This window comes from Flagellimonas sp. 2504JD4-2 (genome assembly GCF_053642935.1).
This window is the reverse complement of the sequence record NZ_JBSIOV010000002.1, coordinates 752,811-775,296: the sequence shown is the minus strand read 5'-3', so window position 1 is coordinate 775,296 and position 22,486 is coordinate 752,811. Positions and strand designations below refer to the sequence as shown.

Here is a 22,486-nt window from a genome sequence, read left to right as displayed (position 1 = left end):
GCATTTATCAAGGAGCTGAAATTTACAAGAAAATGCTCAAGAAATGATAAATGAACTTGTTCCTCAAATCATCCCCCTTAAAATATTTAGGTTGGCGGACAAATCTTCCGGCACATGACTGGTTTTTTCCAATAGGTCTAAATAAGCTTTCTGACTTCCATTTTTGGCGTGGTGCAACGTCAAGATAAAAAATTGTAATTGCTCCAGCTCGGCAATTTTATTCGCCCTCGACCCTGCTTTCTTCCATAGTTCATTTAAGTTTTCGTTGATTTCCCTCCAAGAAGCATCTTCTTTGTCCTCTTCCAAGATCAATTTGGTCATTTCATAATTGGTAATGGTTACCATATCCCAGTAATCCAGGGCACTAAATTTTGTGTAATTGCCAAAGTCTCCCATTTCCGCATCCAGAATGTTAAGGGCATCCTTTTCAGTTTTGACAATTTTGTTGGTATCATGGAGATTGACCACCAATGCGGATTTACCTTTTTTAGGGGTCATTAACGATAACAGATAAGCGATTTCAAAAACATTGGTCAGTGAATAAGATTTATTGTTATTGCTCTTATGTGCATAGCTCAGCTCATAATATTCTTGCGCTTGTTTCAAGGCTTCCACCCGTTCTTTTTTGCTACTGGCCACCATGGACAACCGCTTATAGGCACTGCCCAGTAAATTCAGGCGTTCTGAGGTTCTTCCAGCTCTTAGCAATACCAGTAGGTCATTAATGATATCTTTTATTCCTGCTGAAGTGTCCTCAAGTGTAATTTTTTGTCGTTGACTGGTCAGATGTCGATTGACAAGAAGTTTGATACTGATATTACAGTATTTTTCCATGGCCTTCATTGAAAAGTCGGCCTTTTCTTCCTTCATAAGGTTGGAATATTGATCTTTTGCTTTTTCATAATCTCCCAGATCTTGGTGGATTTCAGCAATCTTTTCGCAGATTTTGGGAGTTAAAGAGACACTCTTTTCTGCAGCCTGGACAATAGTTTCCAGCTGTTGCTCAAAATAATCGGCATCACCATAACCAATTTGCATATTGTTGTACAGATTTTCTAGGTCTACCTCGACCTCTTCGGGAACTATATAATTGGGTTGATATGCCTTTTGCGAACGGTCTTTTAAGGTGAAGAAGGGGTCTCCATAACATTGATAGGCACCCCAGGTATTGGTAATATTTTTATATTCTTCATAGACTTTGTTCCGAGCTTCTTTGATGGCATTGCCAAATGTATTTCCATTGAACATTTCTTCGTAAAAACGTTTGGCAAAATCCAATGCGGCGGCATCGTTAACAGCCCATCCAGAAGCAATGACAGCCTTCACCCCAATTTTAATGAGTTCTGTTCCAATATTGGCGGCCAGTTTGTACCTGTCCTTGAAGAAACGCTCATCTTCAGACTTGGCGAACCCGAGATGACAACAATTCACAAACACCAAATCGGGTACAATGGGGAGTTGTTCAATCTGAAAAACGGTCAAAAATTGATTGTTGCCGATGACCATGCCAGATTCTTTTGGGGATTCCGGGTTATAAATGCCGTGGCCGGCCAAATGTATTATGGCATAATCTTCACAGAACAGTTTTCTAATGATTTCCGCTGGATGACTTTTGGGCAACAAATTGACGCTGAATCCTTTTTCGGTCAAAATACTGGCAACTTCGTTCCCCTCTTTTAAGGCTCCGGGCAGTGGATTTAAAAAACCTTCAGTATCGGGATCTGCAACAATAAGGGCCTGATTGTTATTGGCGCGTTTTATCTTGTTCCTATACACAGGGATGGATAGCTGCCGTATCATGCCGGCATTGATGCACAGGGGTTTGGCACCAATGGAATTATCTTGGAGCAGTTCCCATGGATAGGATGCGGAATCGATATCCACAATTAAAGAGATATTGCCCTTCTGTTTCAGTTTTTCCTTAAAAGGGTTGGGAATCAACAATTCAAAAAGGGTCCTTGCATCACAATCATCCCATCTATTTTTTATGGAGATATCATTTATGAAAGTATCAATAAGGTCGGTTCCATTATAGAGTTCACTTTCTTCTTCACGGGAATCGGTCGTGGCAACGTTGAATATGAACTTATCAGGAATGTTGGAATCTTCCGCACTACGCTTATATTTTATAGAAATTCTATTCCACCAGTCCGCGGAATCATTCAACGGAATCCTGTTGCGATAACCCAATAATTTTTTGATGGACAAATCGCCCAAACGTATATTCAGGCTTCGATCATCTCTTTGAACCATTTGCCTAATGGTGTACATGCAATTTAGCGCACGGTCAGAGTAGAGCTCAATAAATTCCAGAAATTGTACTGTCGGATGGCCATTGGAGAAGGTTTGCAAAATTTTCGCATTGGCACTATTGATACCTTCAATGATGCCCCTGACAGAACCTTCAATGGATAATCCTCCATAATCACTGCAAATGATCAGGGATGAAATACCAACACTTTTTGCCTCATTGGAATTTTTGCCAATGTCCAAAAGGTAATTTAGGGCCCCTTTTTCTACCGATTTCGACAAACGATAAGACGTTAATTTGCCTTGTTCGCCCATGCCCAATATGATAGCTCCGGGAAAATCATTGCTTTCTTTTGGTGAGAAGTGGTGGTACGTTTCTATTTCACCAGGATAAAGTCCAAGGTCATGTCTATCGCTTAATTGGCCATTGAGGCTACCGTCTATAGCTTTTTCCGCATATAAAATGCCGTCCCCGAAAAAATGTCCTGCTAAAATGGGATAGCTGGAATACTTAAGGTGACCTTTGCTGACCCTAATGGTCAAGGGTAGTTGTGCCTTGATGTGTTCATCTTCGGAATCCCCTCCAAATAATGTGCTTTCCAGCCCTTGTTCTGAAAGATCGAAATCATAGGTAGGTTCAGCCCTGAATACCTGTTCCTCGGAACGGACCAAGGGCATTGAAGTGCTTAACAAGTTGGTGCTTCCCTTTTCCAAGATTTCGTCAATCCCAGGAAACAACGAGGGGTCATTGGCCAAGGCTCCATGGGATACCCTGGTGTAATAGACCGAATTATCATTCTTAAGCTCGGGTGGAATCCCTAATTCCCATGTGACGCTTTGATCCCCTCTGCCCGTATATAAAAAGTAAAGTTTTTTCGGAGGTTTTTTGTCCAAATAATAACCGCAGGGAGTCATCTTGTCGTGACCAGCGATATAGGACATATTGCTATAATCAATATCCGTGATTTTGGTCAACACATTTTTTTGATATTGCCGAAGATTCCTTAAAACTTCCAAACTGGGCAAAGGCCATTTTTTTTGTCCGAATACTTCCCGCATTTGACGCCAAACGGTAATGGACGAAAAATCATCTTTGTCATCTTTTAAGGGCAGCAAGCCTAGGATTCCAGGGAATTCCTTGAACATTTCAATGAGCCTTTTTTTACCATGAATAATGTCCAAACCGGCCAGTTTTTTGATGATGGCATCTTTTCCGAACAGCACGGTCAAAATTCGATGGGAACCCTTTAGCGGAGAACCCATGAAGATCAATTGAAACCCTTCGGATGCGTTTAACGAATCCCAAGTCGATTTGTAATCTATGATAAAGTCCCTTACAAGAACTCCACCCATGGAGTGACCCATAATTTTGATGGGTTGTTCCAGAGTCATTAATTCCTTGATCTTTTCATTGAATTCTCCGGCAGCTTCGTTTAGCGGTTTTCTCCAATCAAAAGGATGCAGTACCACATCATATTTTTTGGATAAATGCTCGTGCAATTTCCCATATGAAGTTTTTACCACTGAATCAGCAGTGATGGTATTCAAACTATCATACTCAAGGTTTAATAGTCCCCCGGTTAAGATTCTTCCATAATGGAGCCAAAGCTCCTTGCCTTGTTGGTAGAGGTTGGAGCCCATTATTCCAGGCAATAATACTACTATGGGCCGTTCGCCTGAAGGTGGTTTTTCGTTCTTCAACTCTCCATATTCCACCAATGCGCGATCCTCGGCGGGAACTTTTATTTGATCTGTGGTCTTAAAACCAGGGATACTTGAATCCGATGAAGTGGTCAGGGCCAATTCGACCGCTCCGCTGGTTGAAGGATTACCAAAGAAGTTAAAATGATCCACATGGGATCCTTCATCAAAGAAATATTGGATTTGGTTATCCCGTAGGGCTCCCAAATACATGGAATTGGTATCTACGACCAAATCATTTCGCCTCCAATAGAAAAGCTTGCTGAGAATTGCCAAGAACCCTCTCTTTGAAATACTGACTTGGCTGTTTCCTGAAATGACGATGAGCGACTGTCCACTGATTTTAGCATTGTTTGATGGGTGGTTCAATACCTTTTGAAAGGGAGAATCGGGGTTTTGGGCCTCCACACCTGGTAAAATCTCAGTATCGTCTTTATGGGAAATGGTATAACGCAACAATTCTTTTACAGTGCCCAAAATAGGTCCTTTTCCGACCAAGTTTGCCACCACGTTCAAATAGGTATCCAATCTTTCGGATAGCAAAGTGGTTCCCGCAGCCGGGCAGGCCACACGGATGAATTTGGTGACCCGTAATTTCTTTTTGCCAAAAACTTGGTTTAAGCGCTTAATTGCTTTTAGGTCTTCTTCACGGTCTTCTTCGGCCTCTAAAAAGGTGATTTGATCATTGGTAAAACCGATGGTTTCATTTTCGGAATGGTACTTACTTAGGACGTCACCAACAATTCCACCTCTGGAATGACTTATTATATGTAACTCGATGTCATTTGGAAGGAATTCTGCAAGTTTTAGTGCATTTTCAAGAGGACTTTGGGTAAGTGTACGGTGTTGGAAGGCAATAACATTGTCACCATAAATATGATGCAATGTATTCCAAGCACTGGTGGACTTTAGTTGTTCGAACGCCCCAAGGGTATCGGAGTTGGTACCATGGATGAAAAGTAAATAGGGTTTGTCGTTACCATTTCCTTTTTGAAATTTCGAAAAACCAAAATCCGCATCAACTTGAAAAAGCACCCCACCATTTGAAAGAATTTCTTTTTTGTCCCAAGCCCCATCATCAGAAATTCCATTGAACAAAAGTTTGTTCTCCAATTTTTCGGCATAGGCACCGATTCCCTCCGCAATTTTATCTTTAACGAACAGTTTTAGGAACTTGACCACAATTTTACCAGCAACGCTTCTTTCCGAGGCTGAATTGCTCGTAATGGTATTTGGAAGTACAAATTGACCATTGCTGCTGTCCCTAAGGGTATTTAAAGGATTTACCGGGTCAATTTCGGGATATACCTCATGCAAGGTAGATTCGTCCACCATCCAAGTGGAACCATCTTCCAAAACAAGTTCGATGACACTGTCCTTTAAGGGGAGGTCTATTTTTTTTGAGCCATCACGCGTACTTGATTCAATTTGGTAGGTAATGACCTTACCTAGCGTATCATGTTTTTCTTCACTGACTTGGGTCCCAAAAATGGTAAGTGTTTCCAGTTTTGCCATACCAGAAAAATTTAAGATTTATAGAAAAAGCGCAGGGGGATTTTAAATCTTTAAGATACTTAAAAATCAAGATAATAGCATTAAATAATTAGGATTTTTTTGATAGTTATATCAGAATTTATTGATTATGCCATTGGTAAATTCTGATTATCGACCAAATGTAGGGAAGCATCCAGGACCCTAAGCTGACCAGCGTCTTTTTTTGTGGAGTTTTCGACTTGGGATTTGGCATCGCTCAAAACCGAAAACAGTTTCGGGGAATGCTTTTTCGAAAAGGACCTAGTGATTATGAAAAGGGCAACACAGGCCTGGTATCCTATAAAAGGCTGCTCGGCGTCTCCTACATGTTCTTTTAGCCAATTGCTATGTTCCATGTCCGGATTGACCTGCATTATGGCTATTGCTGCTAGTCTATCCCCAGGATTTTCGCTCTGTTGCAGTTCTTTAATATGACCACTGGCATTGTCGGAAATACTTTTCATACGCGAAACTATACGCTCCATTTGTTGTGTGCGCTGTGGTCCACCGGTCATATTTATGCGTAGCAATTCATACTCCCTGGCCATTAACTTTAATTCGTGCAATTGACCATCTATGTTTGACAAAAGCGTATTGGGGTTCTCAATATTGTTTACCATTTGCGACTGTTCTATGGACTGGGCCACATGCTTGGAAAAGTCATCCACTTTTCTTCCAAAATCTACGATGTTCCTGGTGTTCTTGGTGTGCAGACTTTTTGACTTATTAAGTACCAAAGCTTGTATGTTACTCAATTCCTGTGGCAATAAATGCCATGGAACACCCTCCTCTTTTCTGTCTTGCAGGAGCACGGGGAAAACAGTTCGTTCATTGCCTTCAGATTGAAATTTCATAAGATTCTGCAATTCTTGCTGCTGAAATTGTCCAAATGTATTTCCTATGATAAAAACAAAGCTTTTGGAGTTTCTAATCCCAGATTGTAAACTTTTGGCCCAATCTTGAAAAAAGTCGAGTTCGTTGATATCCATGTATATTCTTGGGGAACGGCCCAAATGCTCCCCGAGATAGTCCCTAAAAGTGGGCAAAAAGGCCTCGTTGACCCATTCATAATCACTACGGGAATAGCTCACATAAACATCGTAACTGATTTGCGAAGTCTTTTTGGATATATCGGGCTTGCTTCGCTCGAATACTTCTCTTCTTTGTTCATAATACTCTTTGCCAGCAAAGCTTGCAATGTCCTGAAAGTCGGAAGCAATCAAATCCGCTATTTTGGCATAGACAAAACCCATGCCTTCCGGATCACTAGTACCTTGTTCGAAAACGGCCAATTTTTCACCAAAACTAAAATAATCGACCTGTGGAATTTTGATTTGCTCAAAAATATGCCTCGATTCTACCCACTTCGGAAGCCAATCGCTCATTAAGTGGCTTAATATATTGTCTATCCTGTCCAACCATTCTTGGGACTGTTGAAATTCGATTCGGGTTCCAAATCGCGAGGGTATCGGAAGAGTCGTCAAGGCCATTCGGTCGACCTGTAGTTTTTGTCTTGCCGCATTGACAAATTCAACCGTATCATTGATACCAAAAAGGCTTTGGTAATTTGCCGTAAACATGGGCACAAGAATATCGGGCATAAAAATGGTGCAGATACCACTGGAATCGCTCAATCCGGTACGGCTATCAATCAAAACGTAATCAAAGTCCTCTTTCCAAACATCTCTCAACAGATCCAAATGATAACCCCCTTTGCCCTGGGTAAAAAAACTGTCCCAGTTAAATCCTTCCAAAAGTTTTGAATAAGCTGGGGGGTCATTGTCCCTGCCACTCGACATCAAAAATAGGTTGGAACTGAACCCTAGGTCAATTTGCCAACAGTACTCTAAATAATCCTTTTCCGAAGCATTGCCGGATTTTAGTTTATCCAAATATTGTAAGAGGCCACTATTCGATTTTTTTACGGAGAATTCATCAAAATCGAAATAGCGCTCCAATCCCGGCGCTTCAAGATCCCAGTCTACCATCAAGACCTTTTTGTTTTTGCTCGAAAGCAAATACGAAATATTTGCCAAGGCCATGCTTCTACCAACTCCTCCCTTGTATGAATAGAATGTGATGATATTTCCCATTATTCGAGATGTTTTGGGAGTGTTTCCTGAACAGCTCTGGTAGCAAGATGGTATTGCTGTACGAAATCATTCACGGCTTCTATATTCCAATCCGGTTTCCATTCGGGAACATTTGCTATTGCTTTTGAAATGCTTATGGCAAGTGGTTTGAGGCGATCTTCCAATTTTTCAGCCTTGGGACTGTCCTTTGCCATTCTAACATTGAAGCAATCTTGTATTTCCACTTTTTGAATGGTGGAGAGCTGAACCGGCATGGTTTCACCATCGTGAATTATTGTTGGGAATACCAACCCATTTGGCTTTTCAATAGTTCTATAGCCGCATTGTGATTCTCTTTCAAGCATATGCCCGATTTCACAGGAACACCACTGACTGTTCAGATAAGTGCGGGTCCACAATGGGATTATGGTTTTTGATTTACTGAGTTTATTGCCTAATTCTATGGGCCAATTAACTCCCGCTTCCAGTTGGGTATCAAGAAAAAAAGAGGGGTGCTCTCCCAGTTCGTTGAAAATATGGATTTCCAACAGTGGTATAAAGTGGTTTTCAATCCAACCCTTTGTTTCGTCTTGCCTTCTATAACTTATAAATATGTCGTATTCATAGCCCATACTTCCAGCTTTTTGGTCTTAGATGATGAAATCGTATGAGATATAGGTGTTCTCGCAAAACATGAAACATTATTGGGAATCTTTTTGATTTTGGAACTCTAACCAAGTCTGGTTCTCAGAAGCCATTAGTTTCTCACATTTTGTAACTAGAAGGCTGAAGGAATTTGCTTTGTCATAAGGGGCCACCTGCGATTCGAACAACAACTTTTCTCGATTCAATGCTTCGGAAACCAAGCGATATTTGATCCAAAGATCCTTGTAGCCATTCAATCTTGAAACACTTTCTATTATGGCTATCAAAGCACCAATAATGGATAGGGTTATCTTTAGCATTGTTTCTTCCGTAATAACAAGTGTAAGCACTGGAATAGAGACCGCCAGCACAATTTTCATGATTTGGAAAAATTTGTGCCATTTCTGGTTGGTTACACTTTTTTTGTTGTACCAATTAATTTGATCTTCCAGTCTATTCTTTACATATTCATTATCTGACACGGTGGTTACTTTTTAGTCCAGTGAATAGTCTTCACTGTTTTTGATATTCTTTTTATATGCCTCAATGAGTTGGTTGAGTTCTTTCTTTTTTTCTGCAGAAGCGCCGTCCAGTTCTTTCGACAGATTCTTTATTTTTTGAACATACTTAAAATCATTGTAAACCTGAAGGATGTCCACCATTTCATCCACAGATGAGTTTTCTTTTATGCCATAGAATTTTTTGAGCAAGGCGGCACTGGCTATGGTCGGTTTAAAATCCTCGAACTGGGTTTTCTCGGTACCATCAATGCTCATGATAATATACGGCTTATTGCCATTATATTTTTTTCCATCCTTGGCCAGAACCAATTGATTGTCATCAAACAGGTCGGTGATCTCATATCCACTGTTTTTGAAGTGCGCCTTATCATTATTGTTCAACCCTAAAATAAAACCAGCTTTGGTGTTTTTTAGACCGGCTACACCATCTAGTATATCAAATTTATACGATAAGACGGGACCTCCTTCCAACAATGTGTTGAGAATACTTGCCGCGGATTTTATGATCTGTCCCCCTGCGATCAAATAGGACGACAATGCCCCAAAAATGGGAATGCCGCCAGCAGCGCTCAATGAATTGGAAACCGTATTGAAGGCCTTGGCCGGAAATCTATCAGCTTTTACCTCTAATGTGATTCTCAACAACTCTGAATCGAATGCCTTGGAATAATATATCAATGGGGTTCCTTCGTTTAGGGAGGATGGCGATAAAGTTTCCCGCTCATCCCTTCTTCGGTAGATTTGATGGATTGCCCGGGGGGCTGCATCAAAAGTGGCATCATCTTTTATGGCCGAAGTGACCAGAATATCCTGATTGCTGTTGAATAGTCCTTTTTTTAAGTCACCCAAATAAATAGTGTGAAATCGTATTACCAAGGGTTTTCCAATACCTATGGGTTTAAAGGGATTGGCATCTGCCTCTAGTTCGGCACCTCTCAACAAGGCTCTTGAGGTATCTTTTGCTGCGGATAGGGAGGTTGAAATCCCCATCTCGTCTAATGTCATAAGCTTCATAATAGCTATAATTTTAGAATTAATTATTAAAGGGAAATCGTAGCTGAAATATAAGAAAAATACTAACTAATCTTGCAGTGCAATTAAAAAAATGAAAGTATAAAACCCACTATTTCAAATATGCAAAGCCACTATTATGTGCCAGCGCTATTATTTTAAACAATGGCACCCTGAACTTTGTCCAGACCACAGTCTGCAATGAATTTATTATTAAAAACTTCCAGCACAGGTGGTGACAGTATTTGGTTACGGGCATCAATCCATGACTGGACCGCAATTTGACCATACATATTTTTGACTCGATTTTCGTTCAGGTTAAAATTGATTTTACCCCAGTGCAGGGTATAGGGAATACCTTCTTGTTCAAACCTGTTCCATACCGCTTCATAAAACTCCCTTGCCTTGCCTCCATCCACACCATCCATTTCCAGAACACAGGTGTTATTGAACTTGGTAAACCCTAGGGTTGCCTTGGTGCCTTTTACATACCTCAGCGAAAGCCCTCCGGGAAAAGGTTTTTGCTTATTTACTTCTGCTATTAGTTCTACTGCTTTTGGTGAATCTTGAATATCGATTCCGATGGCGGCACTAGCCACTTTACCCCTGAATTTGGTGTAATTGAATATTTCCCTTATTGTTCCTTGAATGGGATCTTGCGCTTTAAAGGCTAGTTTAAACATAGCATTGACCATGGCAGGTATCAGAAGTCCAGAGCCGGGTAATTTGTCCAAAACAGTTGAAATAATTCCCAAGAGATCATCACCATAAGTGAATTCGTTATCCCTTAATAACGGAGGATGTGGTTCCACCGGTTTTTTGAACATATACTTTAAAAAAGCACCTTTTTCCGCATTATTGGGCTCAAATTTGTGAATGTTGAACAATACTTCAAAATGGTACATATCTCCATTTGCACCCACGCCAGGTAACTGAAGTCCAGAGAAATCCAAGGTCCTCATAGCGTTCTTCAAGGTATCATCATAAGCAATGTTCCCCACACGATGTTCGGTAAGTAAAAATTGGGGTTCGGTTTCTATCATGACCCCGTGGATAAAACCAAAACTTCCAAAGGACACCAGAGCAGCATTGAATAGGCTATCATCCTGAACCAAATCAGCATCCAGCCAATCTATAAATTCTTGGGAGGCAACCGGATATGAGCTCCGTTCCAGCCAGATGTGGGTGTCTGGACCTGTAACCACATGTAGGCCAACTACAAAATCGGGAATGGCACCAACATTAATAGCTGCCCCATGGGTCCCTGTGGATAGGGCCCCTGCAACGGTTTGCCCATTACTTGCCCCTGATGCCTTAATGGACCGCGGTGGATTTTTGGCATCCAAGCGGTTGTTCAACTCATAAACTATTGTTCCGCACTGCAAAAAGTAAAGATCTTCTGGACTGTTCGCATAATTCGGGCTCACATATTTGCTGGTCAATGGAAATGAAAAATTCAATGAGGCTGTGTCCACAAGCCCGCCTTCAGTGACCCCTACTTTGGTAAAAGACCAGCCACTTCCCATAGCCCGTAACCTGATATTTTCATCCAAGGCATGTTGAATCAACCATTGAAAGTTTTTAGTGGTCTTTCGATAGCGCTCCTTATGGCTTTGTCCCTGAGGGTTTCTCAATTTAAAAGAAGCATTCTGGACCAAGTCGTGCGTAAAGTTTTCATGCTTGTTGGTCCATTGCTGAATGGGTAATCGTGAAATTCCGTCTGGTAGCATTGCAAATGTATTTATTGGTCTAAATCACCTTCACCTCCTTGAGGTCTTGCACATCCGTAAATTGCGGTCCTATGGTTTACAATACCTAAGGTCACAAGGCTTAATAAAAAATCAGGGAATGAGGTTTTTACTACCGTCCAGGACATGGCTCTTTCGTGACAAGCACATTCCGTATCGGCAATATCTGGATTGGCACTTACTGTTTTGGTGCTGCCAGGAGCAACGCCCCACCAATAGCTCCAACTCGATTTGCGCTGACATTCCAAATTCTCAACACTATCTTGATAAGGACTGGCTTCAATACGGGTACTCACGCAGGATGAAACAATAAAACAGAAAAATAGTAGAATTGGGACTAGACTTCTTTTGTTGGCTTTCATGGTCTTGGTTCTATATGGTATGTAATCAACTCACTTTTTTCTTGCTAAAGCACTAGCAACTAGTACATTTCAAGTTAAAGCATAAATTTATGGTGTGGGAATAAATATGTATACTATGTAAGTTATTATGTATAAATAGGGAAAATTTGATTTTTTCAATCAAAAGCCAAATCAAGAACTAAGTTTTAGTATAAATTCCTACATTTTAATTTATTAATTATTAAATTTAGTGTAGTTCATCTTCCCCCAATATTCTCAAAGGTTGTATGCAATGCCTCATGCATTAATAATTTGAGATATCGAATTAAAATATGGCTATATCCAATTTCAAAAAAATGATTCAGTATATGGACCAGAAGTTTGAGGTTTTTTACCTCTTCGCGAAACAATCCTATCAAGTATTGGCAGGATAAATTAGTAAGGCATTTAGCGTATTGGATAAACAAGGAATTTCTGAATCAAAATGGGGATGTAATTTGATAAAAATATGGCCTCAAGGGTGATTATGAGGATGTTAAGGTTTACAGAATGTTGCAATGTAAAATTTAGGTCCGATAGCGGAAAGTGTAATAATTATAGTACTTGTAAATATCAATTTATATTAAATCGTAAAGATGGTAGAAAGAGATTGGAACATTCTGGTTAATAATATTCTTGGCGGTAAATGTATTCTGGTCATTGGCCCTGATATGGCCTTACTTAACAAAGGAGGTGTTACCAAACCAATTACCGCTCATTTTTCCAATCATTTGTTTAACGAGGTCAATGAAAATGCTGAAGGATCTAAGGCAGATGATCTTGAAGAAGCTACCGAGGCTTTTTTGAAAAAACAACCCCCTGATGCGCTTCAATATGAAGCATCCAACTTTTTTAACAATAACCACGATGAAAGGCCAGTGTTTGATAATCTGGCGCATATCCCATTCAAGCTGATTATTAATGCCTCCCCGGATAAATCCCTGATCAAAGCTTTTGAAGACATGGATAAAGAGCGAGGGAAAGATTACTATGTGGATTATTATGACCATAGAAGCGGGAAAAGAGATCATGCAGCCTGGGATAACGAAGAAAAACCCTTGATCTTTTACCTCTATGGTAGTCCAGATGAATGGGATTCCGTAGTGGTCTCAGAAATGCATTTATTGGATTATCTGCTAAGTATCATATCTGGCACTCCGGCATTGCAGGCCAATATCAGTAGCCGATTTTGTGATGATAAAACCTCTTTTGTGTTTCTTGGTTTTGGGTTTCACAATTGGTATTTGAGAATCCTGTTGTATACTTTGCTCGGAGGCAAGGAAATTCGGAAGGGCAATACGCGCAGCCGCTCAGTAGCCCTTGAAGAAATGATGAAAGGTGATAAAGCTGCAGCTGAACACGACCGTATTTCATTCTTTTTTAAGAACAAACTGAGCATCATCTATCCGGAATATGGCCTTGAAGAGTTTATAAGAGAATTGAAAGAACGTTGCGTAGGTCTTCAAGACGCTAAATCTGGAAAGAATGAAATAAAGCATCAGGATGAGGGGGAAGACCATGAAACCATTGGAGCTCCAAGTGTATTTATATGCCATGCATCCGAAGATAAAGACAAGGCCAAGGAAATATACAAACGTTTAAAAAAGGAAAAACTCAACCCCTGGATAGATAAAGAAGGAATTCGCGGAGGAGACCAATGGAATGATGTGCTTGAAACTACGATAAAGGACATCGATTATTTTGTAATAGTTCAGAGCACCGCACTGGTGGGCAAGTCAAGAGGGTATGTAAATAAAGAAATCAATCTTGCCTTGCGACTTTCCGAAGAGGTAAGAACTGGCTTCAGTTATATTTTTCCGGTCTACATAGACGATAGTGAACACTTGAAACAACTCAGTAAATACCAGTATACAGATCTTACGGATTTGGGGAATATAAAAAACCTTGCCAAACATATTCGTAGAGATTGGGAACGACTCAACAAGTAACCTTCGTATTATGTCAGATAACAATAGAAGATACCCAGGTGCAAGACCATTTAAAAACAATCCGTTAGAACGAAAGTTGTTTTTTGGCAGAGAAAATGAAAAGAAACAATTATTACACTTGATTCTTTCAAAAAATTTGGTTGTGCTATTTGCCAAATCAGGGGTTGGTAAATCGTCATTGCTAAACGCTGGTGTTTTTGAACAACTATCAGATAGAGGTTATTTTCCAGTACCAATTCGTCTGTACGACCCTTCTGAAGAAATTCTGGATAGCATCGAATCCTTTATAGCTGATGAAGCAAATAAAGAGGGTGTGGAATTTATCTCTGGCAGTAAAAATTCGCTAAGGGAGTTTTTGAAAACCTCTGAATTGTGGACCGAGGATGACAAACTTCTAACCCCAGTTCTAGTTTTTGACCAGTTTGAGGAAATTTTCACCTTAGGTTATGAGAAGGAAAGGCGAAAAGCTTTTTTTGAAGAAATATCCAAACTTGAAGGGGTAAAGTATATTAAATCTGGAGACGACGAAGCAATCGGATCAAAGTATCAACTGGAAAGCCCGCCCAAAGTAAAAATCGTTCTCAGTTTCCGGGAGGAATTTTTAGCGGAAATAGAGGAGATTGCAGAAAATGTTCCAGGAATTCTAAGTAATCGATTTCGTCTCACAGAAATGACAAAAGAGCAGGCTAGATTGGCAATAGAAGAGCCTGCTAGAATTAGTCACGAAGAACTTTTTACCCCGAAATTCACCTATTCAGAGGGTGCCATCAAATCTGTTATCGATTTTTTAATCAAAAGGGATTATAGGCAAAGATTAAAATCAATCACATATTCGCTTAAATGGTCATGGCAAGTTTTATTGACTTTTGCAGTGGCTATATTGCTGCTCACAGCAATTTCCAATTATCTACTGGAAGACGGTAAGGATATTGGCGCTATTGCAATACTGTATGTTATTATACCCTTATTTGTTTTCATTCTAGTGGTGCGAAAACCTATTGCAACCAGACACACCATAGGACCTATAGTTCTTTTATATGCATGGTTTTTAGCGTTGGCTTACAGTCTGAACGTGTTGTCAGATTATGAAAGAGTTGAACTGTTAATTTTATTTCTAATACCCGTAGTTGTGGTTAACGTAGTAGTCTTTCTATCTGGGCTATGTTACAAGAAAGGGCGTGACGGTATTTTGAGTGATAAGGATGGTGCCGATCGCAAAGAAATGGATACACTCACAAAGTGGCCCCTGCGCTATCACATATTTTTTATGCTTTGGCTGATCATTAGCATGTCAATAGGAGCTTTTTTGGATTGGATGCTGGAAATTATTGCCATAAACATTTTGATCGTTATGGTATATTTTGTGGTGCTACAGTTTAAGTTTACGATTCATCCCAAAAAAACATTGCTTCCAATTTTTGTAATCCATTTATTTAATTTGTTATTAGGGCTAATTCTTGTGAATGGGGGTTTCGGGGATTTGGATTTATCTGCCTTGGCGGGCATTTTATTTTTAACCTTTATTCTGTTTGTGGGCAATGTAATTTTGGCCATCCTATTTTGGATGAGTTATAATAATGGCAAGAAAAGTACAGGTTCTGAGGAATTGAAAATAACGAAACATTCAACACCAACCATTGCTCCCTTTCAATTGCAGTTGCTTTGTCAAAGTATCGAGGACAAAGTTTTGCTCAAACATCAAAGAATCCCAAGAAATAAACTTATCACCATAACCAAGAAGGATTTTGGAGGCAGTATCGGGATGCTGAGTATTTTATTGAATTTCTATGACAATCAAATCAAAAAACTGAATTGGATTAAAAGGCCAAGTGTTCGAAAACTATGTGAACAAGGTTTGATAAGCCAATCCGGCAAACGACTTAGTGTAGCCGAGGCTGAGATTAAAAATAGGTATAACATTGACCAAAAAACGCTTTCAAATCTGGTTGATTTCCACTTGCTTCGGTTTGAGAGAAGGTTGGAAGAACGCTATTATGAAATAAGCCACGACACCCTTGTCCATCCCATTCTTACATCTTCCCAGAAGAATATTTTCCGGGATTCGGTGCTAAAGTGGGGAGGGGTTTTATTTGGGGTGTTTATTCTTGCCAACGTTTTTAGCTTTTATGACACCGTAATCAAACCAAGCGATAAATTAATTTATGAAAGAATCAACCAAATACTGGAATCTGATAATGAGACTGTTGAAAATAAGATAATGCTGCTAGAAACAGAGCTTGAAGTACTGAATAAGAGAATCAACTCGAAGAAAATTGGAATTATTCATGAGGATGAAAATGACAATTCCTCCGATTCTTATTATTACAATTTAAACTATGGCACCAACAAAAGGGACTCTGTTAAGGTTAGACTTGACAGTCTTATTGCCAAGGATTCCATATTACTTGAGCTTAATGATCTTAAGTTCATAGATGAAACGAATAAAGAAATTGTATGGGATTCAATTCCGTCGGGAACAAAATCCATAAAGCTGTCAGTGTCAACGCCAAAAAACAAAACGAGTAGATTGCACTTGGTGCAAATCCAGTTACTGACTAAAGAAACGTATTGGGGAAATCATACGCCATTAGAGCATATTGATTATTCAATTTATACGGGATCCGTGCAAAAAGATACCATTTTGTCGGGTTTGGTTATAAATGAACAGAAGGGATTTAGTGTTAAAGAGATGAGCTTTTCCAAAAACAACCAGCTAAGATTTTATGAATTGGACCCAAAGGATAAATCGGTAAAATTCCTATTGGGGATTTATGATTTTAGTCTGTTGCCTGAAATTACCAAAGAGGAAGAGATTGAAAGGCAAGAGGAGGCTAAGGAATCGAAACAAATTAAGTTAAAACTACCTAGAGGGACTAAATCCGATCTTTTAAAACCTGATAAATAAGCACGTTATTGCTTCCTTGAAAATTGCGGCCACCCAATAGGTGACTTTTGCAAAACTTCCCCTCTTCAAGTGCTATAGCTTATCGTCATAACTAATTCGCTCTCGAATACCACCACTTGCTCTGTGAATTATAACGTCCGCCTTATATTTTTTGGCTAGACTTTTGGCTTTGCGGATTGCCGTACTCTGCTTTCGATGTTTGCTGGTGATCCTTTTGTTCCCTTCACGGCGTACGGCCCAACCGTCTTCAAAAGGGACTACATGTTGGTGCCAAGTGCGGCTTCGTTTGTTGCTTTCCTTGCTGTTGACAAAAACCTCGATGAGGTCGATAAGAATGCGTAACCAAGATTTTCCTTTGGACATGCGAATTAGTAATGATTTCGAAGATAATGGTAATCCGCGAAAGTGCGGTGTTGAATTTTAGATCAAACGTTTGTTACGGAATGCTATTCCAGAACCCGATTTCAGGTATTTTTCAAATGCATAGGCTTTTTGCCTATCATGGAACACAATATAGGTGACCAATTCAAAAGGTAATCGGTAACTGGTGGAAAACGATTTGCCTTCACGGTGTTCTTTCAATCGTCTATCAAGATCATTTGTAAAGCCTGTGTAGAATTTACCATCACAGCATTTAAGAATGTAAACCGTCCAATTCATAGCTAAAAAGTTTAACGGAACCACCGTGGACCGGGTCCACCGAAGCCCGAGGGTTCAGAACAAAAAGGAGGTTGAAAAAAAAATAGAGCCCTCCTACGCTCTCGGTAAACCTCGAGCTGCGGAGGGCGCAGGTGGAGCCGGAGGGATTCGAACCCTCGTCCAAACAAGCAATCGCATTGCTTTCTACATGCTTAGTCCTTGTTCAATTTTCGATGCACAACCGACCAAAGACCGCCTATTGTACACTTAGCTTCTTAAAGTTTTTGTGATACCATCAAAGCCATGGCACCCTTATGTTGACTTTTTTGGTGCTCCTAAACAGATCGCCATCAACAAGGGCTATCCAGGAACATCTCGCTTCCCTACCTAGTAGGGACGAGGCTAATCTTACTATAATTCAGATTAAGCGGCAAGAGCGTAATTATTATCGCCAATTAAAAGTTTGGAAAATGATATTAACGAGCTATATCCCAGCGCTCGGCATGCTTACAATCCAATTGGTCTCGCTGTCAAAACCAGTCGGCCCCATAATGAGATAGCGAATCTTTGATTCGCGTAATCGAATTATGCCCTGAGCGTAGTCGAAGGGCCAGAAATCCATTTCCCATTTTTTTATCAAAGAACAATAGTATTTTTGCGGGCGTTCCCCTTTTTCGCCAAAGGCTTCAAAGGGTCGGGCTATCGGCTGTACACGCTTGCCCTGCCAAAGCAGTGCGAAGCGGGGTACCTGCCTCTATCCCTAACGCAAGTTTTAGTTTGCAAACCACATTTGTCACATCGAGCGCAGTCGAGATGCCTAACGCAGCTAGCAAAGGTATTCCAAAAACTGTTCCGAAAAAAGTTTTGGATACCAAAGCTTAAATGTTATGTTTGTAACAATAACCAAACAAAAAGTTATATAATTGATGAAATTCGGAATCATTAGAGAACGAAAGAACCCGCCCGACCGAAGGGTGGTCCTATCACCGACCGAATGCCAAAACGTACTTGCCAGCTTTCCCCAAGCACAAATAGAGGCCGAGTCATCGCCGATTCGGGTGTTCACAGACCAAGAATATGCCGATGTCGGTATTCCTGTGGTCCACAGCATGGAAGACTGTGATGTTTTACTGGGCGTTAAAGAAGTACCTATTGAAGCATTGATTCCGAACAAAAAATACTTTTTCTTCTCCCATACCATAAAAAAACAGCCCTATAACCGTAAACTGCTCAATGCCATTTTGGAGAAGAATATTGAGTTATACGATCATGAGGTGATTACCAGTTCTAAAGGACCGCGATTGGTGGCCTTCGGACGCTATGCCGGGATTGTCGGTGCGTACAATGGGGTGCGGACCTACGGATTAAAGTTCAATTTGTTCGATCTGCCCAAAGCCGAGACGCTTCACGACCAACAGGCCTTGATTTCTGAACTACGAAAAATAAAACTGCCCAACATCAAAATCTTGCTAACCGGTAGGGGCAGGGTAGGCAACGGAGCCCGTGAAATGCTGGATGCAATGGAACTCAAAAAAGTCAATGTGGCCGAATTCCTAAAAGAATCCTTCGATGAGCCGGTGTACTGCCAAATCGATGCTTCCGAATACAACAAGCGCAAAGATGGCGTTCGTGGTAACAAGGCCGACTTTTTTGCCAATCCTGAGGAATACAAGTCCAATTTTTTCCGTTTTGCCGAAGTGACCGATTTTTACATCGCAGGCCATTTCTACGGTGATGGGGCTCCCTATCTGTATACGCGTGAAGATGCCAAACATCCAGATTTCAAGATTAAGGTTGTGGCCGACGTAAGCTGCGATATCGATGGTCCGGTGGCTACCACCATTAAGCCCAGCACTATTGCGGATCCAATCTATGGGTACAACCCCCAGTCCGAAAAAGAAGTGGATTTTAAAGATCCTAATGCCGTGGCCGTAATGGCGGTGGATAATTTGCCCTGTGAATTGCCCAGGGATGCCAGTAACGGATTTGGCGAAGCCTTTTCAAAATATGTGATTCCCGCCTTCTTTAACAATGATGAAGATGGTATTTTGGAACGGGCCCGAATGACCAAGAATGGCAAGCTTACAAAGCGTTACGATTATCTTCAGGATTACGTTGATGGACTAGAATAAAAGCCCTTTATCGAAGGGTATGGGCCAATTTTGTTATTGGAGCAGTATTTTTTGCTATATTCGGTACCCTTACAGCTAATATTTTGACATTCAATTGGATAATATCTGGCGATGACAATCCTTCCCTTAAGAAGGAACGTATCGATATAGAATATCGGCTAAGGCCAAGAATAACCAAATTTCTGCTCTCCCAGTTCGATGGGGACCATCTCATCGATTTTTCAAGTTTTCATTTTGATGTTGACATTAAGAATCAATGGGTCTGGATTTCAGAAAAAACCCCTTTGGAGTTCATTCAAAAAATAAAAGCCGATTTTGACCGCGATATCAATGGGTCACACCTCTTCTCGGTCGCTTAATCCAAACAAGTGGTTATTCTTCTATCTTAATATTCCTGCTCAATACAGCGTGCTCTTTGGGTGCAATATAGGTTCGAATTCCGCTTAATTTTAGTTCAAACTGGTCTAACCGTTCCAAAGTTTTGATTTGAAGCGTTTTGGTACCTTTTGCCGGAACAGTGAAGACGGCCGGATTGGAGTACAAAGTATAGGGCATCAAATTTTGGAACAATAGATCGGTGCTCGATACATTTTCCAATGTAACTCGCAAAACGGAGGTTTTTCCGATATATTTAGCCTCTTTCACTTGGATACAGGCGTTGAGCAAGGGTAACAGGTTTTCTTTTTTTCCGACCATAAGATCATCAAAAACCGCAACGGTCCTACCAGCGAACAAAGCTTCTTTGATACTGCTTTTAGATTTTTCCTTGGCGAATACCAAGGTTATGGGGCGTGCATGACCTTTTTCTTTGAAGTGCCAATCAATCAATCCATGGATATCACTTGTCCCCATAATGGTCAAGTTTTGTTCCAAGGCAAGGGCAAGTGATTCTTCGGCATAGTCCCCATCATTGATGACCTCAATGCCATGCAATTCCCCTTTTTTGATTCTTTCCTTTTGAAAATCACTCAAATTTGGATTTCCTGTTGGATTTTGGGGATGCCAGGCCGGGTGGTTCCAAAATACGAAGGCATCCTGTTTTTTGGCAGCGGCAAAGGCATCTTCGGCCTTGTCCACCAATAGTTTGTTTGCATCGGTGATAAAAATGGCATTACTATGCCCCATAGGTGCATCCCTAGTGATTTCGGACCCTGAAATGACCAATAAATCATGGTTTTTGGCCTCGTTCATGGCAATTTCATAAGCCCTGTTACGATCTGGATGGGGAATATCCTTGGAGTGCGGTTGATATTCAAGGTGCTCCGTTAAGGAAACGGCGTCCAAATTATCACGCAAAGCTTCCATAATCCTGATATTCGGCCAAACACTACCATCAGAGAAAACAGTATGTTGGTGAAAATCGGTTTTTAAGGTTTTATACCCGGGCACATCAGGAAAAGAAAGTGCTTTGGTACTATGATGGGAATGTTCTTGTGCAAGTATGCTGCAAGATAACAGCAGGGCAAAAAGGATTGGTTGAAATTTCATGATATCGGTTTTTTCAAAAATATAAAAGAAACCAGTTAAATGTTAACGAAAACACTTATTTAATAATAAAATGAAGAATTAGTAAAACCACCCCGAATTAATGAGGTGGTTTTACCATTTGTTAGCTTATTCTTGACCACCGGACCAATCTATTCTTCGAGAAGTGAACATGATTATGGCTAGGATAATAAACAGCCCAATACTGCCTACCAACAAAGCATAGTCCTCAAGCTGAATGATGACAAAGATGAAAGCGTATAAGCTGAACATGGAACCCAGGATCAAAAGAGTGAATTTTGGATGCTTTAAAATGGAACGCGAATAAATGGTAATCAATCCGACTACGGAAATGCCCGATATCAAATAGGCAATCAAATAATTCTGATGCTCGGAAATGGAAATCAAAAGTGTGTAGAACATCACCAAGGCCAAACCGATCATCAAATATTGAAAGGGATGGATTGCAATTTTACTACTTATCTGAATCAGCAAAAACACCAAAAGTGTAAGCCCAATGATCATCAATCCATACTTGCTGGTGCGTTCGGTTTTTTGATAGTCATCAATAGGGACCAAAAATTCTGTTCCAAAGGAAAAGTCTGATAGGTTGGGAAGGCTGTCGAAAAAATACTGTCCAAATCTCCGGTTGGTCTCCAAAACCTTCCATTGTGCCTCAAAACCTTTGTCCGTGATTTTTTTACCCTCGGTCTCCGGTAAAAAATTGCCATTAAAACTAGGGGAGTGCCAGTTCGATTTCATCACAACATTGGTTTCCTTTCCGATTGGAATAAATTGCAACGAACTGCTACCGTTAATGGCAATATTGGATTGAAAAGCCAGCGGTTGTTTCTGGATTTCCTGCAGATCGGTAAGATAACCAGATTCCAGGGTGTTCATGTACGTATTATCAAACTGGGGCTTTAGGGCGTATGTATTATCTCCCAAAGTCACCTTCACCGTATTTCGGATACCTTTTAGGTTACTGGTCTTTACCAATAGCGTGGCTTTGTCCCAAAGAATATTTTCTTCTTTTATCTCTTTCACGGAAAAGTTGAGTTGGGCAAACTTTCCGGTTATCTGATTTTCCGAGGAAAAAACCACGGATTCATAGATGCCTCGATCCAAGGGTTTTGTCTGAACTTGGGATTTAATGTTCAGCTCCCATGGAAAAAAATAGGCATGGTGCCGTTCTGGTTTTTGGGAGGTCAAGAAGGTCTTTGTTTTTTCATCAAATACCTTTTCTTCGACATAGACATGGTAAGGGACTTTTAAAATGGGGCCATTGAGCACTACTTGGTTGCCCCATTTGGTATTGATTTCCTCGATTACTTCGGCCTGTCTAAAACCTCTTTCGCGAATCAGGTCCTTTACAAAACCAAGTGGGATGAGCAGAATGAGTATCAAGAATCCTACGGTAAGCATTTTGGCCGAGATTGAATTTCTGAACCAGTTTCCGATTTTTTGTTTTTGTGATGTCATTTTATGTATTTTAAAGTACTTTGAAATTCAAAG

Annotated in this window: 15 protein-coding genes and 1 other RNA gene; 4 read left to right on the top strand and 12 right to left on the bottom strand. The window is 40.4% G+C overall.

Annotation, left to right across the window (positions count from 1 at the left end; genetic code table 11):
- Nucleotides 1–63 precede the first annotated feature (63 nt).
- From ACULLH_RS10125 to ACULLH_RS10095, 7 genes are all read right to left on the bottom strand, one after another.
- Complete coding sequence (locus tag ACULLH_RS10125; RefSeq protein ID WP_454088627.1) at nucleotides 64–5,466, bottom strand: CHAT domain-containing protein; 5,403 nt, start codon at nucleotides 5,464–5,466, stop codon at nucleotides 64–66.
- Nucleotides 5,467–5,591: 125 nt separating this feature from the next.
- Nucleotides 5,592–7,577 (bottom strand): KGGVGR-motif variant AAA ATPase, encoded by a 1,986-nt coding sequence (locus tag ACULLH_RS10120; protein WP_454088626.1) that lies wholly within the window; start codon nucleotides 7,575–7,577, stop codon nucleotides 5,592–5,594.
- Nucleotides 7,577–8,188 carry a TIR domain-containing protein gene (locus tag ACULLH_RS10115; protein ID WP_454088625.1) on the bottom strand — a complete coding sequence of 204 codons (612 nt, stop codon included), beginning with the start codon at nucleotides 8,186–8,188 and terminating at the stop codon, nucleotides 7,577–7,579. The genes ACULLH_RS10120 and ACULLH_RS10115 overlap by 1 nt, the downstream gene beginning before the upstream one ends.
- Before the next feature lie 69 nt (nucleotides 8,189–8,257).
- Nucleotides 8,258–8,683, bottom strand: coding sequence for a DUF4231 domain-containing protein (locus ACULLH_RS10110; protein ID WP_454088624.1), 426 nt, complete (start codon nucleotides 8,681–8,683; stop codon nucleotides 8,258–8,260).
- Between the two features lie 12 nt (nucleotides 8,684–8,695).
- Complete coding sequence (locus tag ACULLH_RS10105) at nucleotides 8,696–9,736, bottom strand: hypothetical protein (protein WP_454088623.1); 1,041 nt, start codon at nucleotides 9,734–9,736, stop codon at nucleotides 8,696–8,698.
- Nucleotides 9,737–9,891: 155 nt separating this feature from the next.
- Nucleotides 9,892–11,463: an FAD-binding protein gene (locus ACULLH_RS10100; protein ID WP_454088622.1), complete on the bottom strand. Its 1,572-nt coding sequence runs from the start codon at nucleotides 11,461–11,463 to the stop codon at nucleotides 9,892–9,894.
- A gap of 11 nt (nucleotides 11,464–11,474) precedes the next feature.
- Nucleotides 11,475–11,843 carry a hypothetical protein gene (locus ACULLH_RS10095; protein ID WP_454088621.1) on the bottom strand — a complete coding sequence of 123 codons (369 nt, stop codon included), beginning with the start codon at nucleotides 11,841–11,843 and terminating at the stop codon, nucleotides 11,475–11,477.
- Between the two features lie 614 nt (nucleotides 11,844–12,457).
- On the opposite strand from ACULLH_RS10095, the gene ACULLH_RS10090 reads away from it, so the two are divergent.
- Nucleotides 12,458–13,810 carry a toll/interleukin-1 receptor domain-containing protein gene (locus ACULLH_RS10090; RefSeq protein WP_454088620.1) on the top strand — a complete coding sequence of 451 codons (1,353 nt, stop codon included), beginning with the start codon at nucleotides 12,458–12,460 and terminating at the stop codon, nucleotides 13,808–13,810.
- A gap of 10 nt (nucleotides 13,811–13,820) precedes the next feature.
- On the top strand, nucleotides 13,821–16,715 hold the full coding sequence (locus ACULLH_RS10085; RefSeq protein WP_454088619.1) for an nSTAND1 domain-containing NTPase: 2,895 nt from the start codon (nucleotides 13,821–13,823) through the stop codon (nucleotides 16,713–16,715).
- A gap of 72 nt (nucleotides 16,716–16,787) precedes the next feature.
- Here the strand turns inward: ACULLH_RS10085 and ACULLH_RS10080 are convergent, their stop codons facing one another.
- The 3 genes from ACULLH_RS10080 to ssrA all read right to left on the bottom strand — a co-directional run bounded on the left by ACULLH_RS10080 (nucleotide 16,788) and on the right by ssrA (nucleotide 17,902).
- Nucleotides 16,788–17,078: a DUF2188 domain-containing protein gene (locus ACULLH_RS10080; protein WP_454088618.1), complete on the bottom strand. Its 291-nt coding sequence runs from the start codon at nucleotides 17,076–17,078 to the stop codon at nucleotides 16,788–16,790.
- Nucleotides 17,079–17,135: 57 nt separating this feature from the next.
- Nucleotides 17,136–17,375: a GIY-YIG nuclease family protein gene (locus tag ACULLH_RS10075; RefSeq protein WP_454088617.1), complete on the bottom strand. Its 240-nt coding sequence runs from the start codon at nucleotides 17,373–17,375 to the stop codon at nucleotides 17,136–17,138.
- A gap of 129 nt (nucleotides 17,376–17,504) precedes the next feature.
- Nucleotides 17,505–17,902: a transfer-messenger RNA gene (gene ssrA / locus ACULLH_RS10070) on the bottom strand.
- A 378-nt stretch (nucleotides 17,903–18,280) separates the two neighbouring features.
- Between ssrA and ACULLH_RS10065 the strand changes: the two genes are divergently transcribed.
- Together ACULLH_RS10065 and ACULLH_RS10060 are read left to right on the top strand one after the other, a co-directional pair.
- Nucleotides 18,281–19,486, top strand: coding sequence for an NAD(P)-dependent oxidoreductase (locus ACULLH_RS10065; protein ID WP_454088616.1), 1,206 nt, complete (start codon nucleotides 18,281–18,283; stop codon nucleotides 19,484–19,486).
- 83 nt (nucleotides 19,487–19,569) lie between these two features.
- The gene (locus ACULLH_RS10060) at nucleotides 19,570–19,845 is read left to right on the top strand and encodes a hypothetical protein (RefSeq protein ID WP_454088615.1); all 276 of its coding nucleotides are present in this window, start codon (nucleotides 19,570–19,572) and stop codon (nucleotides 19,843–19,845) included.
- A 13-nt stretch (nucleotides 19,846–19,858) separates the two neighbouring features.
- Here the strand turns inward: ACULLH_RS10060 and ACULLH_RS10055 are convergent, their stop codons facing one another.
- Together ACULLH_RS10055 and creD are read right to left on the bottom strand one after the other, a co-directional pair.
- Nucleotides 19,859–20,974, bottom strand: coding sequence for an Sb-PDE family phosphodiesterase (locus ACULLH_RS10055; RefSeq protein WP_454088614.1), 1,116 nt, complete (start codon nucleotides 20,972–20,974; stop codon nucleotides 19,859–19,861).
- A gap of 126 nt (nucleotides 20,975–21,100) precedes the next feature.
- Nucleotides 21,101–22,453: a cell envelope integrity protein CreD gene (gene creD, locus ACULLH_RS10050; RefSeq protein WP_454088613.1), complete on the bottom strand. Its 1,353-nt coding sequence runs from the start codon at nucleotides 22,451–22,453 to the stop codon at nucleotides 21,101–21,103.
- Nucleotides 22,454–22,486: the final 33 nt, after the last annotated feature.

What these genes read in the sequence shown, in the direction of transcription:
- ACULLH_RS10065 (WP_454088616.1), top strand. Translation starts at nt 18,281, where the DNA reads ATGAAATTCGGAATCATTAGAGAACGAAAGAACCCGCCCGACCGAAGG.
- ACULLH_RS10105 (WP_454088623.1), bottom strand. Translation starts at nt 9,736, where the DNA reads ATGAAGCTTATGACATTAGACGAGATGGGGATTTCAACCTCCCTATCC.
- ACULLH_RS10100 (WP_454088622.1), bottom strand. Translation starts at nt 11,463, where the DNA reads ATGCTACCAGACGGAATTTCACGATTACCCATTCAGCAATGGACCAAC.
- ACULLH_RS10055 (WP_454088614.1), bottom strand. Translation starts at nt 20,974, where the DNA reads ATGAAATTTCAACCAATCCTTTTTGCCCTGCTGTTATCTTGCAGCATA.
- creD (WP_454088613.1), bottom strand. Translation starts at nt 22,453, where the DNA reads ATGACATCACAAAAACAAAAAATCGGAAACTGGTTCAGAAATTCAATC.
- ACULLH_RS10085 (WP_454088619.1), top strand. Translation starts at nt 13,821, where the DNA reads ATGTCAGATAACAATAGAAGATACCCAGGTGCAAGACCATTTAAAAAC.
- ACULLH_RS10115 (WP_454088625.1), bottom strand. Translation starts at nt 8,188, where the DNA reads ATGGGCTATGAATACGACATATTTATAAGTTATAGAAGGCAAGACGAA.
- ACULLH_RS10075 (WP_454088617.1), bottom strand. Translation starts at nt 17,375, where the DNA reads ATGAATTGGACGGTTTACATTCTTAAATGCTGTGATGGTAAATTCTAC.
- ACULLH_RS10080 (WP_454088618.1), bottom strand. Translation starts at nt 17,078, where the DNA reads ATGTCCAAAGGAAAATCTTGGTTACGCATTCTTATCGACCTCATCGAG.
- ACULLH_RS10120 (WP_454088626.1), bottom strand. Translation starts at nt 7,577, where the DNA reads ATGGGAAATATCATCACATTCTATTCATACAAGGGAGGAGTTGGTAGA.
- ACULLH_RS10095 (WP_454088621.1), bottom strand. Translation starts at nt 11,843, where the DNA reads ATGAAAGCCAACAAAAGAAGTCTAGTCCCAATTCTACTATTTTTCTGT.
- ACULLH_RS10125 (WP_454088627.1), bottom strand. Translation starts at nt 5,466, where the DNA reads ATGGCAAAACTGGAAACACTTACCATTTTTGGGACCCAAGTCAGTGAA.
- ACULLH_RS10090 (WP_454088620.1), top strand. Translation starts at nt 12,458, where the DNA reads ATGGTAGAAAGAGATTGGAACATTCTGGTTAATAATATTCTTGGCGGT.